Origin of the sequence: Pseudoclavibacter sp. 8L, from assembly GCF_902506465.1 — a bacterium.
Lineage (GTDB): Bacteria > Actinomycetota > Actinomycetes > Actinomycetales > Microbacteriaceae > Pseudoclavibacter.
This window is the reverse complement of sequence record NZ_LR733185.1, coordinates 871,092-885,857: the sequence shown is the minus strand read 5'-3', so window position 1 is coordinate 885,857 and position 14,766 is coordinate 871,092. Positions and strand designations below refer to the sequence as shown.

15 protein-coding genes are annotated in these 14,766 nt (G+C 69.1%); 6 read left to right on the top strand and 9 right to left on the bottom strand.

Translation table 11 applies throughout. The features are described from left to right. The first annotated feature begins 135 nt into the window (after nt 1–135). Nucleotides 136–1,638, top strand: coding sequence for a sugar porter family MFS transporter (locus tag GV007_RS04140; protein WP_160071568.1), 1,503 nt, complete (start codon nt 136–138; stop codon nt 1,636–1,638). A gap of 153 nt (nt 1,639–1,791) precedes the next feature. Here the strand turns inward: GV007_RS04140 and GV007_RS04135 are convergent, their stop codons facing one another. The 3 genes from GV007_RS04135 to GV007_RS04125 all read right to left on the bottom strand — a co-directional run bounded on the left by GV007_RS04135 (nt 1,792) and on the right by GV007_RS04125 (nt 3,305). After that, nucleotides 1,792–2,292 carry a MarR family winged helix-turn-helix transcriptional regulator gene (locus GV007_RS04135; RefSeq protein ID WP_160071130.1) on the bottom strand — a complete coding sequence of 167 codons (501 nt, stop codon included), beginning with the start codon at nt 2,290–2,292 and terminating at the stop codon, nt 1,792–1,794. A 21-nt stretch (nt 2,293–2,313) separates the two neighbouring features. Continuing rightward, complete coding sequence (locus GV007_RS04130) at nt 2,314–2,487, bottom strand: hypothetical protein (RefSeq protein WP_160071129.1); 174 nt, start codon at nt 2,485–2,487, stop codon at nt 2,314–2,316. Between the two features lie 68 nt (nt 2,488–2,555). Continuing rightward, complete coding sequence (locus tag GV007_RS04125; RefSeq protein ID WP_160071128.1) at nt 2,556–3,305, bottom strand: IclR family transcriptional regulator; 750 nt, start codon at nt 3,303–3,305, stop codon at nt 2,556–2,558. Between the two features lie 174 nt (nt 3,306–3,479). On the opposite strand from GV007_RS04125, the gene GV007_RS04120 reads away from it, so the two are divergent. Further along, nucleotides 3,480–4,502, top strand: coding sequence for a VOC family protein (locus tag GV007_RS04120; protein WP_104239928.1), 1,023 nt, complete (start codon nt 3,480–3,482; stop codon nt 4,500–4,502). A gap of 210 nt (nt 4,503–4,712) precedes the next feature. Here the strand turns inward: GV007_RS04120 and GV007_RS04115 are convergent, their stop codons facing one another. Beyond that, nucleotides 4,713–5,447 carry an SDR family NAD(P)-dependent oxidoreductase gene (locus GV007_RS04115; RefSeq protein ID WP_160071127.1) on the bottom strand — a complete coding sequence of 245 codons (735 nt, stop codon included), beginning with the start codon at nt 5,445–5,447 and terminating at the stop codon, nt 4,713–4,715. Nucleotides 5,448–5,586: 139 nt separating this feature from the next. Between GV007_RS04115 and GV007_RS04110 the strand changes: the two genes are divergently transcribed. Then, complete coding sequence (locus GV007_RS04110; RefSeq protein WP_104301148.1) at nt 5,587–5,829, top strand: hypothetical protein; 243 nt, start codon at nt 5,587–5,589, stop codon at nt 5,827–5,829. A gap of 15 nt (nt 5,830–5,844) precedes the next feature. On the opposite strand, the gene GV007_RS04105 is transcribed toward GV007_RS04110, so the two are convergent. Continuing rightward, nucleotides 5,845–6,627, bottom strand: a complete 783-nt coding sequence (locus tag GV007_RS04105) for an IclR family transcriptional regulator (RefSeq protein ID WP_160071126.1) — start codon at nt 6,625–6,627, stop codon at nt 5,845–5,847. A gap of 556 nt (nt 6,628–7,183) precedes the next feature. Here GV007_RS04105 and hutH point away from each other — a divergent pair. Together hutH and GV007_RS04095 are read left to right on the top strand one after the other, a co-directional pair. After that, nucleotides 7,184–8,794, top strand: a complete 1,611-nt coding sequence (gene hutH / locus GV007_RS04100) for a histidine ammonia-lyase (protein WP_160071125.1) — start codon at nt 7,184–7,186, stop codon at nt 8,792–8,794. Between the two features lie 167 nt (nt 8,795–8,961). Then, a complete protein-coding gene (locus GV007_RS04095; RefSeq protein ID WP_160071124.1) occupies nt 8,962–9,690 on the top strand; it encodes a hypothetical protein in 729 nt (242 codons plus the stop codon). A gap of 12 nt (nt 9,691–9,702) precedes the next feature. Here GV007_RS04095 and GV007_RS04090 read toward each other — a convergent pair whose 3' ends face one another. Then, nucleotides 9,703–10,509 (bottom strand): nitroreductase family protein, encoded by an 807-nt coding sequence (locus GV007_RS04090; RefSeq protein WP_160071123.1) that lies wholly within the window; start codon nt 10,507–10,509, stop codon nt 9,703–9,705. 168 nt (nt 10,510–10,677) lie between these two features. On the opposite strand from GV007_RS04090, the gene GV007_RS04085 reads away from it, so the two are divergent. Further along, a complete protein-coding gene (locus tag GV007_RS04085; protein ID WP_160071122.1) occupies nt 10,678–11,547 on the top strand; it encodes a ThuA domain-containing protein in 870 nt (289 codons plus the stop codon). 241 nt (nt 11,548–11,788) lie between these two features. Here the strand turns inward: GV007_RS04085 and GV007_RS04080 are convergent, their stop codons facing one another. The 3 genes from GV007_RS04080 to GV007_RS04070 are packed head-to-tail and all read right to left on the bottom strand — an operon-like array spanning nt 11,789 to nt 14,186. After that, on the bottom strand, nt 11,789–12,127 hold the full coding sequence (locus tag GV007_RS04080; RefSeq protein ID WP_160071121.1) for a hypothetical protein: 339 nt from the start codon (nt 12,125–12,127) through the stop codon (nt 11,789–11,791). Then, nucleotides 12,124–12,888 carry a class I SAM-dependent methyltransferase gene (locus GV007_RS04075; RefSeq protein ID WP_236558315.1) on the bottom strand — a complete coding sequence of 255 codons (765 nt, stop codon included), beginning with the start codon at nt 12,886–12,888 and terminating at the stop codon, nt 12,124–12,126. The genes GV007_RS04080 and GV007_RS04075 overlap by 4 nt, the downstream gene beginning before the upstream one ends. Beyond that, entirely contained in the window at nt 12,885–14,186 is a 1,302-nt protein-coding gene (locus GV007_RS04070; protein ID WP_160071120.1) for a type III polyketide synthase, read from the bottom strand. The genes GV007_RS04075 and GV007_RS04070 overlap by 4 nt, the downstream gene beginning before the upstream one ends. Nucleotides 14,187–14,766 lie beyond the last annotated feature (580 nt).

Sequence of the window (14,766 nt, the reverse complement as noted above, 5' to 3'; positions counted from 1 at the left end):
CTTCTCCTGAGGACGGCGGTGCCGACACGACACTGTGCTGCTGGGTGCGCCCAGCACGCACAGACTATTACGTACTAGCGCTCGGCGTCTAGTACGTATAAGGTTGCCTCCAATTGGCCGGGCGACCCGGCCAGAATCGCGCAGAGATCACCCAGGAGCGCGACGAACCGCGGAGACAAAGGAGTTCTCATCACTTCCACGCATGGGGCATCAGCGTCAGAGACGACCCTGCCCAAACTCACGCCAGGCCCGTACCGCAAGCGGCTCGGACTCATCTCGATCGTCGCCTGCTTCGGCGGACTGCTCTTCGGCTACGACACCGGCGTCATCAACGGCGCGCTGCGCCCCATGGCCGCGGAGATCGGCCTCGATGCCTTCACGGAGGGCGTCGTCACCAGCTCCCTCGTGTTCGCCGCCGCCTTCGGGGCGCTCTTCGGCGGACGCATCTCGGACGCCATCGGCCGCCGCCGCACCATCATCATCCTCGCCGTGCTCTTCTTCCTCGGCACGGTCGTCGTCGTCGCGTCGCCGAACTTCGCGCTGCTCGTCGTGGGGCGCATCATGCTGGGCCTCGCCGTCGGCGGCGCATCCACCGTCGTGCCCGTCTACCTGGCAGAGCTGGCGCCGTTCGAGATCCGCGGTTCGATCACGGGCCGCAACGAGGTCGCGATCGTCACGGGTCAGCTCTCCGCGTTTGTCATCAACGCCATCCTCGGCAACACGCTCAGCCACATCGACGGGGTCTGGCGCATCATGTTCGCCGTCTGCGCGATTCCCGCCATCGCCCTCTTCTTCGGGATGCTGCGCATGCCCGAGTCGCCGCGCTGGCTCGTCGAGAAGGGACGGCACGCGGATGCGCTCACCGTGCTCAAGACGGTGCGCTCCGAGGAGCGCGCGATCGCCGAGCTCGGCGAGGTCGAGCAGGTCGCGAAGGAAGAGCAGACGGAGGCGAAGGTGGGCCTCGGCGCGGTGCTCACGAACAAGTGGCTCATCCGCATCCTGCTCATCGGCATCGGCGTCTCCATGATGCAGCAGCTGACCGGCATCAATTCGATCATGTACTACGGGCAGGTCGTGCTCATCGAGTCGGGCTTCGAAGCGGATGCGGCTCTCATCGCGAACATCGCGCCCGGTGTGGTCGCCGTCATCGGCGGGTTCATCGCGCTGTACATGATGGACCGCGTGGACCGCCGGAAGACGTTCGCGATCGGCCTCACGCTGACGACGACCTGCCATCTGCTCATCGGCGCCGCGTCGCTGCTGCTTCCGGTCGGCAACCCGGCCCGCCCGTTCGTGATCCTCATCCTCGTCGTCGCGTTCGTCGCCTCGATGCAGACCTTCTTGAACGTCGCCGTCTGGGTATACCTGGCGGAGATCTTCCCGCTGCACATGCGTGGCCTCGGCATCGGCGTGTCCGTGTTCTTCGGCTGGATGACCAACGGCTTCCTGGCCCTCTACTTCCCGAGCCTCATCGCCGGGATGGGCATCAGCGGGGTGTTCTTCCTCTTCGCCGGTATCGGGGCGGTCGCGTTGCTCTTCACGATCACGCAGGTTCCCGAGACCCGCGGGGTGACCCTCGAGAAGCTCGAGGTCGGCGTCACGACGGGAGCAATCCACGTGCTCGGGAAGACCCGCTAACCACCGCAGAATTCACGACTCGGCCGCTTCTGCGAGCGGCCGACCTGCCCGCGGGATCGGCTTTGATCTGGACGTCCGAGCCGACTCCGCGGGCTCTTTCTGCTCTGACCGACTTCATCGCTTCAAAGCAGCGGCACCCCACCCGCAGCTGCGTCAGCTGTTCGACGACTCCCCATCGACGACCGCGGTGACGCGGTCGAGGTACAGCGAGACGAGCTTCGCCTCCTGCGGGGAGAGATCTTCGGAGAGGCTGCGGATCTGGCCGGAGACCGGGTCGATCTCGTCGGCATCGAGGTCGGTGTCGACAGGAACGATCATCTTGCGTCGACGGTCATCCGGGTCCGGTGCGGTTCGCACGAGGCCCGATTCGGCGAGGCGCTGCACGAGCATCGTCGCAGACGCGCTCGTGACGTCGAGCCAGTCGGCCAGCTCGCCTGGGCTCGTTCGCTTCCCCTCGCCGGTGCGCTCGAGGATGAACCGCATCGCCGAGCGGTGGGTCTCGCTCAGCTCACCGGTCGCCTGGCGGCGCCGCCCGAGGCGCGCCTCCGCGCGACGGAGCTCGTCGACCGCCTCCGAAGCCTCGTCTCCTGGAGTCGCGGAGGGGCGCTCACGCGTCGTCGAGTTCTGTTCGCGGTTCCTTGAGACGTCAGTCATCAGCTGTGGTCACCGGCCCGATCAGAGGAACGCGGAGACGGCGGCGATGAAGCCGAGACTGAGCGTCGCGCCGATGACGGACAGGGCGAGGAACTCCTTCGGGAGCGTGCGGCGCTGGTAGGCATCCCAGTAGCGGTCCGAAGTGGAGCGCTTGGCAGACTTCTCAGAGGTGGAGGTGGGAGCGAGGGAAGTCATGTAGTTAGCCTAGCTATGTTCATCACGGGCAACAAGGTGAGAACTCCCCACCCTCACCAACGGGCCGGTCACCGACCGACCGCACCCGATATCCCACGCGCCGCCATCCGCACCCCGAGTGCGAACTGCGGCTCGGCAAGCCGCTCGACGTGCGCGATGATCGACACCGCCGCGACGACCTCGCCGTGCGCATCCACAACCGGAGCGGCCATCGAGAACGCACCAGGCGTCATCTCCTCGACCGACCTGGAGAGGCCCGTCGCCCGGATCTCCGCGAGCCGGCGCCGAAGCGCTTTCTCCTCGGTGATCGTGTTCGGCAGGTACTGCCGCGGCTTCGACGCGACGACCTCGTCGAAGACCTCGATGGGCGAATGCGCGAGCAGCACCAGCCCGACACCAGTCGCGTGCAGGGGCAGACGCGTGCCGACATCCGAGATGACCCGCACCGCGTTCGGGCTCGAGATGCGCTCGAGGTACACCGCGCCGAGGCCGTCCCGCACCGCGATGTGCACGTTCTCCTCCGTCGCCTCCAGGAGATCCTCGAGATACGGCCGCGCGATGGCGCGCAAGCGCTCGACCGTCGTCCGCCGCGCCCCGAGGCGCCACAGCTTGATACCGACCCGGTAGGTGCCCGACTCCGTCCGCTCGAGACCACCCCACTCGGTCCAGGACGCGAGCATGCGGTGCGCCGTCGACACCGGCAGGTTCGCTGCCGCCGCGACCTGCGAGAGCGTCAGCTCCTCACGAGCCGCGAACGCGTCGACGATCGCGAACAACTTCTGCGCGACACTGCGCTCGTCACCACCGCCACCGGACATGCCGCAATGGTAGCCGCGAGCGAACCATCCACATCGATGATGCTCGCCATCATGAACTTCAGCTTCCCTGATATGTGGGTTCGGAACGAAAGTGGTGTTGTGCCCGAGACGGCACATGCAAGCCGCGGCCGAGAACCGCCACAGACGCACCGCACCAGACGAAAAGGATCGACGATGATCAAACTGCTCTCCCACCTCTCGCACATCGAGATCGCGACGCCAGACGTCGAAGCCTCGGTCACGTTCTACGAGAACGAATTCGGCCTGCGCGTCGTCGCACGCGAAGACGGCAAGGTCTACCTCCGCTCGTGGGGCGACTACTACACGTACAGCCTCGTCATCGCCGAAGGCCCAGAGGCCGCCCTCAACGTCATGGGCTGGCGCACCTCCAGCGCCGAGGCGCTCGACGAGGCGGCCAAGCGCATCGAAGCCGCTGGCGTGCACGGCGAATGGGCAGACCGCAGCGTCGGCCACGGCAAGTCGTACACCTTCACCGGGCCGTACGGTCACACGATGGAGCTCTACTGGGACGTCGAGAAGTACCAGGCAGACGCCGAGCACGCCTCCGTCTTCCCCGACCGCCCCGAGAAGCGCTCGAAGCACGCCGTCGGCCCCCGCCAGCTCGACCACGTCACCGTCGCCGCCTCCGACGTTCGCGGCTTCGCGAAGTGGTACAACGAGGTCCTCGGCTTCCGCATCATGGCCTACACGGTGCTCGACGACCACCCCGTCACGGTCTTCTCCGTCCTCACCACCAACGAGAAGTCGCACGACCTCGGCGTCGTCCTCGACAGCTCGTCGCGCCCCGGCCGCATCAACCACTACGCGTACTGGGTCGACACCCGCGAGGAGCTCCTCCAGGGCGCCGACGTGCTCATGGAGAACAACATCCCCATCGAGTACGGCCCCTCCATCCACGGCATCGGCGAGCAGAGCTTCCTCTACCTCCGCGACCCCAGCGGCATGCGCATCGAGGTCAACACGGGCGGATACCGCAACTACGTGCCCGACTGGGAGCCCAACGACTGGAAGCCCTCAACCGGCTCCAACAACCTCTACCGCAACGGCGCCATGCCGATCTCGATGACCGAGTCGTTCCCGCCGGACGCCGGACGCCCCACCGCGACCGAGGAGGGCATCCTCCCCGGGACCGAAGAGGCCATCCTCAACCCGTACGCAGTGCAGGGCCGCGGCTAGGTCACTCCGCTCCGGGCAGTGCCCAGCTCGTCGGCTGCTCCACCGGCGAGCTGAGCACCGCACTCGCACGATCCGCGCGGGCCCCCGCATCCACCAGGTTCCTCCTTTCCTGGTTCCGGATGCGCGGGCCCGCGTCTGTGCGCGATCTCATCTGTGCGTGCGCGTCAGCTCCGGATCGAATCTGCGTGCTCGCGTGAGCGGATGCGCGCGTCAGCGCGTCGGCAGGGCGACCCCGGTGACCTCGGCCAGCTCCTCGATGAGGCGCGCCCGGAAGTCCGCGTCACGCACACCGCCCGCCGGCTGCTGCTGGGCGCCGTGGTGCCAGTAGCCGCCCGTGACCTGCAGGCTCGGGTCGACCGCCAGACGCTCCTGCGTCTCGTGGCCGAGGTCGAAGTCATCTGGCGCCCCGGACCCGCCCATCTTCGTCGCCACCCAGCCCGGGTCGACGGAATTGGCGAGCACGCGCGGACCCCACAGCTCGGCGACGCCCGCCGAGAAGGCCGCGACGAGCAGCTTCGTGTCGGAGTAGCTCGCCGTCACGGAACCACCCGACCAGTCGAGCCCCGCGAGCTGTGCCTTGCCGTCTCGGTGCATGCTGCTGCTGAGGTAGACATGCCTGCTCGGAGTCGTCAGGAGAGCCGTGCAGAGATACGGCGCGACCACGTTGACGGGCAGCAGGCTCGGCCCCGTCAGCACTCCGGCGTTGTGGATCACCGCGTCGATGGCCCGCCCCTCGTTGAGCTCGTCCGTCGCGTCGAGCACCGCGCCGCGGTCGGACAGGTCGGCGACCACGAGGTCCGCACCGCGGTCGATGAGCGCCGAGACTGCCTCCGCCCGAGCCGCGCTCCGCGCGTGCACGATGACCTCGTGCCCCTGATCGAGGAGCGACTCCGCAGTCGAGTATCCGAGGCCGTCCGTTGAACCGGTGATGAGGATGCGTGTCATCGCCCCATCCTCACACCCCGACTGCTCCGCACGCTCAAACGCCCTCGTGGCACGGCGCAGGAGGTATATTCACTAGCAACTGACACGGTCGACTCCGTCGCCGTGACCCCATTCGCTTCCCTGGCCTGAAGAGACGAATATGACGCGACAAGAAGTTCTCGCCCTCGGATACCTCATCGCGGGACTCGCGCTCGGCGTGATCGCCGTCATCGCAGACCTCATGGGCGGACCCGCCTACCTGCACGCCCTCACCTGGGTCGGCGGATTCGCCGGCGGCTACGGCCTCATCACGATCATCAAGAGCGCGCGACAGCGCAAACGGCACCCGCTCGGCACCAAAGACTACGAGCCGGACACCAGCAACCCGCCGCACCTCACCTGAGCCTCTGGGGCGGGCCTACCCGCCGAAGATGCGGCGGGTGATCTCGGCAGCGGACCTCTCGAGGAGCAGCCGCAGCCGCGGCTCATCCTGGGGGCGATCCTCCGACCAGGTGACCGCGATCGCAGCCGCAGGCCAGCCGGTGTGGTCGAGCACTGGCATCCCCACCGAGCGCATCCCCGCCGACACCTCGCCGTTCTCCGACGCCAGCGCCCCGCTCCGGACCCCATCGAGTACCGCCCGCAGCTCACGCGGAGTCCTCGGGCCGCGACCCGTGCGATCCGCGAACGAAGACGCATCCGGGAACAGCGCACGCACCTGCTTCTGCGGCAGGGCCGCGAGCATCGCACGACCGGACGCGGTGAGGTGCGCCGGCAGACGCACCCCCACGTCGGCGACCAGAACCGGCCGACGTGGTGCGCGCTCGTCGACGATGTAGAGCACATCTCGGCCGCTCATCACGGCAAGGTGGGCACTCTCCCCCACCTGGTCGACGAGGTCGGCGACCACCTGGTGGCCGACGCGCGCGAGCGGCTCCTGCCGCGCGTATCCGCCGGCCAACTCGAACGCGGCCGTCCCGAGACCCCAGCGACGCTCGCCGCGCAGATGCACGACGAAGCGGTGCTCGAGCAGCGTCGTCAGCAGGTGGTAGACGCTCGAGCGCGGGATGCCGAGCTGCGTCGCGATCGTGCTCGCCGCAACCGGCCCCCGCTGGCGACTCAGGAAGCTGAGGATCGCGAGCGTCTGGTCGGCCGCCGGTACCTGGGCGCGGCCAGCAGCCTTGCCGCCGGCTTCCGTCACGAGCTCATCCCGGCAATGCCCTCGAGCGGCCTCGACCTGGCCGCGCGCGTGACCAACATCAGTGCGAAAAACGGCCCGAACCGCGCCAAACCCCCTCGGACGGCAGATATTGCACGCAAGTTGGTCAGGCGCGCAGGCGACTCCGCCGGGCCCGCCGCGTCGGTGGCGCACGGCTCCCGGGCAGCAGTGACCAACATGAGTGAGAAAACCGACCCGAACCGCACTAAACGGCCTCGAGTAGCGGGTATCTCACGCAAGTTGGTCAGGCGCGCGGGCGACTCCGTCGGGTCCGCCGGGTCCGCCGCGTCCGTGGCAGCCGCCGGGGCCGGCGGGTCCGACTCCCGGGCGCGCGTGACCAACATCAGTGATGAAAGCGGCCCGAACCGCGCTACGGGGCCTCGAGTGGCGGTTATCTCACTCATGTTGGACACCGGGTCGACCGTCGGCAGCGCACGCGCGAACTGGCCGGCCAGCGCGGGCACTCTGTCTGAGATCACAGACACTGAGTGTCCTCCCCGCGCTGACAATACGCAACGGGTGGGGTGGAATCGAGGTCATGAGCACACCCGCATCCGCCGCCGGCCGCACCTCGTCCAGCCCCGCCGAACCCGGCTCAGGCCAGGCCGCACCGGTCGGGCCCGTCACTCTCGGTCTTCGCCCGCTCGAGCCTGCGGAGGTCGTCGCCGTCGCAAGGCATGGCGCGCACGTCGACGTCGCACCGGCCGCACTCGACGAGGTGGCGCGCACCCGCGACCTCATCGAACGCCTCGCCGACGACCCGAACCCGCACTACGGCATCTCGACGGGCTTCGGCGCGCTCGCGACGAAGTTCATCGCGCCCGAGCGGCGCGTGCAGCTGCAGGCGAGCCTCATCCGCTCGCACGCGGCTGGCACTGGGCCGGAGGTGGAACGCGAGGTGATCCGGGCACTGCAGCTGCTGCGCCTGCAGACCCTCGCGACGGGGCGAACCGGCGTGCGCCCCGTGGTCGTCGAGACGTACGCGGCCATGCTCAACGCGGGCATCACCCCGATGGTGCGGGAGTACGGTTCGCTCGGCTGCTCGGGTGACCTCGCCCCGCTGTCTCACCTGGCCCTCGCCGCGACCGGCGAGGGAACCGTGCGCGACGCGAGCGGCACCGAAGTTGATGCGGGTGCGGCACTTGTCGCCGCCGGCATCGAGCCGCTTGTCCTCCGCGAGAAGGAGGGCCTCGCGCTCATCAACGGCACCGACGGGATGCTCGGGATGCTGCTGCTCGCGATCCACGACATCCGGATGCTGCTCACGACGGCCGACCTGGCCGCCGCAATGTCGGTCGAGAGCCAGTTCGCGACCGATGCTGTCTTCGCCGCCGATCTGCAGGCCCTGCGCCCGCAGCTCGGCCAGGGCGAGTCCGCCGCGAACCTGCGCCGATTCCTCGCCGGATCCCCCATCGTCGCCAGCCACCGCGGGCCTGAGGACGGCCGCGTGCAGGACGCCTACTCGCTGCGCTGCTCCCCCCAGGTCCACGGGGCCGCCCGCGACACGCTGGCGCACGCGGCGATGATCGCAGAGCGTGAGCTCGCATCCGCCGTCGACAACCCGGTCGTGACGCTGGATGGTCGGGTCGCGTCGAACGGCAACTTCCACGGGGCGCCCGTCGCATACGTCCTCGACTTCCTGGCCATCGCGGTCGCCGACGTGGCCAGCATCTCCGAGCGCCGCACCGACCGCGCCCTCGACCCGTCCCGCAACCGCGGGCTCCCGCCGTTCCTCGCGCATGAGGTCGGCGTCGACTCGGGCCTCATGATCGCGCAGTACGCGGCCGCGGGCATCGTCTCGGAGCTCAAGCGGCTCGCGGTGCCCGCATCCGTCGACTCGATCCCGTCATCGGCCATGCAGGAGGACCACGTCTCGATGGGCTGGGCTGCAGCGCGCAAGCTGCGCCGCGCCGTCGACGGGCTCGGGCGGGTGCTCGCCATCGAGGTGCTCACCGGATCCCGCGCGCTCCAGTTCCGCGCTCCCCTCGAGCCGGGCCGGGCAACCAGCGCCGTCCTGGGCCTCGTCTCCGCCGTCTCCGATGGAGCCGGTCCCGACCGTTTCCTGAGCCCCGAGATGGAGGCCGTCGCCGAGCTCGTGCTCTCGGGAGAGGTGGCGCGGACAGCCCTCGCGAACTCCACCGCCAGCTGACGCGCGACGCGGCGAGCACGGCTGGCCCGCCGGATCCAGATGCAGCTCCCACATGACTTCCGGAGAGTTCTCGCTCACAATCGAAGCGGAAGCCGCATTCCTTCCTGCCTCCCCTCGGCTCCGTTCCCTCCCCGTGGCACCTCGCCGCCCCCACTCGAGAGGTCCTCATGTCGCACCCGAACCCTTCATCTCGCCGACCCGAGCTCTCGCGCAGAGCGCTCGTCACGGGCGCGGCCTGGTCAGTGCCGCTCATCGCCGTCGCATCTGCCGCCCCGGTCGCTGCTGCGTCTGGCGTGTGCACGCAGGACGCGCAACTCAGCTGGCAGAACACCTTCACCGCCACGGATACGAGCAACGGCGTCGGCACCTTCACGACGCCGACGGGCGAGGTCGTCACGTACACCGTCACCGTCGCCACTGGGCCGAACATCGAGGTTCCCGCGACCTCCGACAACCTCAACACGACCGGTGACGGCATCTTCCTCGGCGACCGACAGACGGTGGCCGCAGCGAACAAGGAGTTCGACGCCGCCTACACGCAGACGACGACGATCACCTTCGACCGACCCCTCGCGAACATCAGCTTCCGCGTCTTCGACGTCGACGGGAGCGACTTCTACCGCGAGCACCTCCGCGTCATCGGACTTCCGGGAGCGGTCGCGACCCCCGGGAACAGGGTCGAACTGGAGCCCGTATCCAACACCTACCGTCCGACGGCCGACCTGCCGATCGGGCCGGTCGTGGCGGGTTCCGTCACCTACTCGTCGACCGGCTCGACCGACTCCTTCATCGTCGAGCTGACGACACCACGAACCGCGGTGCCGCCACAGGGCGTCCTGAGCCACGGGGTGCGGATGACGAACCTCACGTACACGACGGCCTGCCCCGCCGTGTAATCCAGCCGTCGCCTACGTCGTCGGCGCGGCCTCGTCCCAGCCCTGCTGCGGCGTCTCGCACGTGTCGCGGAACACGTACTGCGAGGGCAGCTTGCGCTGGTGCGACGACCAGTCGATGGCGGGGCGGCGCTGCTCCTTGGGGAGGTAGCCGAGGCGGTACACGGCCATGAGCTCGAACTCGTCCGGCACCTTGAGGAGGTCGACGATCTTGTCCCACTGCCCCGGCACCTCCATGGGGAACGACACGAACTGGATGCCCATCCCGATCTCACCCGTGGTGAGCCAGATGTTCTCCATGGCCGCCCCCATGCTGAACACCGAGTAGAACGAGGACAGCTCCCCTGGCCGATACTCGGCGCGGTCGAGCATCACGCCGAGCAGCAGCGGTGAGCCCGCGACGAGCTTACGGTTCTCCTCGCCGAGCGTGTTGGGGACGCGCAGCGAGTTCATGAGGAACTGCCCGCGCTTCGTGAACACCTGGCTCGTGAAGGGCCGGAGCGGCGCGGGGAGCTTGTCGAACAGCATCCCGTCTCGCCGCTGCTCCATCTCCTGCTTGCTGAAGCGGAAGTACGGCTTGTACCGCTCGAAGAACGTGCCGTTGCTCATGGCCGTCGTCATGCTCTCGCCGCTGATGCTGGCGATCTCCTCGATCGTCTCGCGCGCCTCGACGACAACGAACCGCCACGGCTGGCTGTTGAGCTGCGATGGGGCACGGCCGGCGACCTCCATGAGGAGGCGCTGATGCTCCTCGCTGACGGGGTCGGGGAGGAACGGGCCGTTGGTGGTCTTGCGGCGCCGCAGGACGTCGAGGAATTCCATGCGCTGAGTCTGGCGCATCCGCCTGAAACGTATGCCCGAGCCTTCGGGTGGACCTCGGGGCTCAAAAGTCCAGACCCTCAGCCTGATGCCGGCGATCCGAACTTCTTATGTGCGATTTCGACATAAGCGTGGAAGCCTGGCCCGAACACCCGGCTCAAAGGAGAACCAGTGACCAGTCCCCTCAACGTGCTCATCCTCTCGGGACACATGACGTCGGAGCATGACAACGAGTTCCGCAGCTTCCGCCAGCACAACCAGTGGCTGACGACACTCCTCGAAGACACGGGGCGGTTCAAGGTGCGCGTCACCGAGGACCCCCGCGGTCTCACCTCCGAGATCATCGGCAAGTACGACGCGCTGCTCATCGTGTTCGAAGGTCGTGACGGCTACCACGACCAGGGCACCGGATTCGGTCCGGAGACGGACGCGGCGATCCTGAAGTTCGTGCACGACGACGGCAAGGGCATCGTCTGGTTCCACGGCTCTGCCGTGCAGGAAGACGACTGGGGGTACCCGGAGGAGTACAACGTCATGCGCGGCTCGAAGCTCAGCGTGCCAACCGGCATCCGCCCCCGCCCCTGGGGTGAGGCGCAGCTGCGCACGACCGAACCCCGCCACGCCATCACCGACGGCATCAACGACACCTGGACGGTCACGGGCGACGACATCCTCGTCGGCGTCGAACTGTACGAGGGCGCACAGGTTCTTCTCACGACCTTCGACGACCTCGAGTCCTACGAGAAGGCGCCCATGTGGCCCATGCCCCACTACCCCGTCGCGATTCCGCCGGAGGGCATCGCCGCGCTGCCCGGAATCAACACGGAGCAGCCCCTTGCCTGGATCAACGAGTACGGCACTGGCCGCTCGTTCACGATCACGATCGGGCACGACATCGACACGTTCCGCCGCATCGAGTTCATCCGCATGTTCCCGCGCGGCGTCGAGTGGGCAGCGACCGGCGAGGTGACCCTCACCGGACCGGACCGCCGCGGTGACCGCCGCATCAACCCGTGGCCGTACTACAACGGCGAAGGCTGAGGCGCTACGGCGCCAGATGTGCCGCCGCGCGGTCTGGCGGCCCCACCTACATCGCAGTCACCCGCGCCTGAGCCCGCGCCCGCAAGATCGCTGCCAGTCGAATACCCGTCCAGCGCTCATCCTGGAAGGCAATTCGACTGGCAGCGATTGACCGGTCGGGGCGCTGGCGGGCAGGGCGGCAGGGCAGGGCAGCAACGCGGCAGCGGTGGGGCCGGGCGGCAACCCGGCAGGGCTGGATTTCTCAGCGGCGAGCGGATGCTCGCACCGCGAGCGCGTAGAAGGGTGCGGCCGCGAGCGCGATGGCGGGGTGGCGTCGGGAGTGGGTGCCGGCGTACGGGATCGCGGCGAGCGGGAGCGCGGTCGGCAGCAGCAGCGTGCCGGCGCGGCGGCGATGCTCGTCGCGGCTCGTGAGCAGCGCGACGCCGGCGGCGAGCGTGAGCCCCGACGTGCAGATGTAGAGGGCGTGGTGGATCCAATGCCAGCGGCCGGTTCGCACGACACCCGTCGCGACGCTCACGCCGAGGGCGCAGTTCGCGGCGTAGCTGGTTGTCGCGGCGACCAGCAGCGGGGGCACGTTCACGTCGCCGACGGTACACCGGCGGGCTGAGGCGAGCCCTGCGGCGTGAGCGTCTGGTCTCGGGTCAGCAGCAGCCGGTAGGGGAACTCGCGCCGCACCGTCCATCCGTCCGGCGCGACCGCTCGGAGCTCGGGCGCCGTGTAGCTGCGACGGATGGAGAGCGTCCCGTCGAAGTGCACGAACGACCCGCGGTCGAGGGGCTTCGTCGCGGCGCCGAACGCGGCGAGCGCGATGCGTCCGCGCTCGATGTCGCTGTGCAGGGTGAGCGGGGCGAGGGCCGCGCTGTCGGCGAGGAGGCCGGTGAGCGCATCCGGGTCGAGGTGGTGCAGGAGGTGGTTGGACGTGACGATGTCGTAGGACTCCCCCGCGGCGACGAGCTCGCTGCTGGACGCCGCCCGGAAGTCGACGCCGCTCCCCGTGAGGCCGCGCGTCTCGACGAACTCGTGCGCTCGCTCGTCGGGGTCGATGGCGGTCACCTCGAGGCGCAGCCCGTCGTGCGCGGCCCACCGGGCGAGTGCCAGTGGAATGTCGCCGCCCCCGAAGCCGATGTCCAGCAACTTGGATGCGCGCGTCCGGTCGAGCACGGGCCGCACGTCGCGCAGGTACACGCGCCGCCAGCCCGCGACGAGGGCGTTGACGGCGCGGAACTGCCGGTACGTCGCGAAGAGGCGATCGCGGTCGCAATCGGGGTCGTCCATGAGCTCGAGCGACGTCGTATCGCGCGGGACGGCGAGCGCCGAGGCGACCGCGCGGAGTGCGCTCACGCGCGCATCCGCGTGAATCGTCCGACCTCGACCGTGAGGCCGGGACCGAACGCCATCGCGCAGAGCGCCTCGCCGCGGTCGCGACCGCTGGGGTTCTCGACGCTCGGATCGCCGGCGCTCGGGGCACCGACGCTCGAGGCGCCCATGGTCGGATCGCCGGCGCTCGGGCCGCCGACGCCTGGGCCGCCAACGCTCAGGGCGCCGACCGCCGGGGCACCGGAGCTTGGGCCGTCAACACCCTGGCCGTCGATGCTCGACTCGCCGCCGCTGATGCCGCGCCTCGAGTCATCGGCGTTCCCGCTGAGCAGCCGTTCGAGGATGAACAGCACCGTCGCGCTCGACATGTTGCCGTGGTCGCGCAGCACGCCTCGTGACGGCGCGAGCTGCTCCTCGGTGAGCCCGAGGGCCTGCTCGACCTTGTCGAGGATGCTCCGCCCGCCCGGGTGGATCGCCCACAGCGGTGTCTCGGCGGGCACGGTCGGCGCGAGCAGCGGAGCGACGACGTCTTCGATCGACGCCCCGATGATGCTCGGCACGTACCCCGAGAGGCGCATCCGGAACCCGCTGTCGCCGATGGTCCACGCCATCTCCGACTCGCCCTCGTCGGTGATGGTGCTCGCGAGGGCGTCGATGGTCAGGATGCGTGTGCCGGCCGGGGCGGGACGTGCCGTCACGAGGGCTGCCGCAGCCCCGTCGGCGAAGACCGAGGTGGCGACGATCTGCTCCGGGTCGTTCGAGCTCGTCAAGTGGATGGTGCACAGCTCGACGCACACGATGAGCACGACCGCGTTCGGGTCGGCTCTGGCGAAGGCATCCGCTGCACGCAGCGCCGGGAAGGCGCCGTAGCAGCCCATGAAACCGAGGTGGAAGCGCTGCACGCGGGGCGACAGGCCGAGGCCGCGCACGAGTTCGTAGTCGGGGCCGGGCGCGTAGAAGCCCGTGCAGGAGACGGTGACGACGTGCGTGATGTCGCCGGTCTCGAGGCCGCTGCCCTCGAGTGCGGCGCGGGCGGCGCCGAGCAGCAGCTCTGGCACGCGCTCGGCGTAGACCGTATTGCGGGCGCCGGTGGAGGCGTCCAGCACCAGGCCATCGGCGACGAGCGCCGAGTCGGTGCCGCCGGCCAGCGCATCCACGACCGTGTGCCTCGTCTCGATCGCGGAGCCATCGAAGGCCGCGCCGATGAGGCGCGCGCCGAGGCGGTTGATGCCGGGCTGGGCCGCGAAGAGGTCACGGGCCTTCGTCTGGGGCAGCTCGGTCGGGGGGACGGCGGTGCCGATGCTGCGGATGTGCACGCTCACGGCACGACCGTACGCCCCGCATCCTGAGAGCCCCCGCGAGTCTCCGCTCTCGCAGACGACCGAGCGAACCTGAGCCCATCACTGCCCGATGAACTCCCCTCGACGCGAGGCTCCGGAAGGCGCATGGCCGGGCAGCGATCACGCCATGAGGGGCGCGGGGAGGCCCGGGCGAGCCCCAATGAGTGGTGTCACTTCGTGCGGGGTTTCTGCAACGGTGATGGGTTTTGCGGATGCGCGTGCGGGGTTTCGGTGAACGGTGATGAGTAAGAACCCATCACGCTTGCGAAAAGCCCGCATGGCGCGGTCGACGGGGACCGGCACTGCACCTGGGCCAGTTGAGATGGCGCCATCGCGCGAGGCGCGGTCCCAGCATCGTCTCACCCACACCGGGACACAGGGCGCGCCGACCTTGCGAAACGACACCACGCCACGTGATGTGACCACGGAGGCAGAGACGCAGAGCGGGTCTCGGCAATCGCTGCCCGCCGAATACCCCTCGGCGCGGGAGCACAGGGGACGAAACGCCGGGCAGCGATCCCGGCGGAGGGAGGCGGCGGGAAGCGGGAAGAGGGGTGCGGCG

Excerpts from the sequence above, each read along its gene's own strand:
- GV007_RS04135 (WP_160071130.1), bottom strand. The coding sequence starts at position 2,292 with ATGACTGACGTCTCAAGGAACCGCGAACAGAACTCGACGACGCGTGAG.
- GV007_RS04130 (WP_160071129.1), bottom strand. The coding sequence starts at position 2,487 with ATGACTTCCCTCGCTCCCACCTCCACCTCTGAGAAGTCTGCCAAGCGC.
- GV007_RS04125 (WP_160071128.1), bottom strand. The coding sequence starts at position 3,305 with ATGTCCGGTGGCGGTGGTGACGAGCGCAGTGTCGCGCAGAAGTTGTTC.
- GV007_RS04120 (WP_104239928.1), top strand. The coding sequence starts at position 3,480 with ATGATCAAACTGCTCTCCCACCTCTCGCACATCGAGATCGCGACGCCA.
- GV007_RS04115 (WP_160071127.1), bottom strand. The coding sequence starts at position 5,447 with ATGACACGCATCCTCATCACCGGTTCAACGGACGGCCTCGGATACTCG.
- GV007_RS04110 (WP_104301148.1), top strand. The coding sequence starts at position 5,587 with ATGACGCGACAAGAAGTTCTCGCCCTCGGATACCTCATCGCGGGACTC.
- hutH (WP_160071125.1), top strand. The coding sequence starts at position 7,184 with ATGAGCACACCCGCATCCGCCGCCGGCCGCACCTCGTCCAGCCCCGCC.
- GV007_RS04095 (WP_160071124.1), top strand. The coding sequence starts at position 8,962 with ATGTCGCACCCGAACCCTTCATCTCGCCGACCCGAGCTCTCGCGCAGA.
- GV007_RS04090 (WP_160071123.1), bottom strand. The coding sequence starts at position 10,509 with ATGGAATTCCTCGACGTCCTGCGGCGCCGCAAGACCACCAACGGCCCG.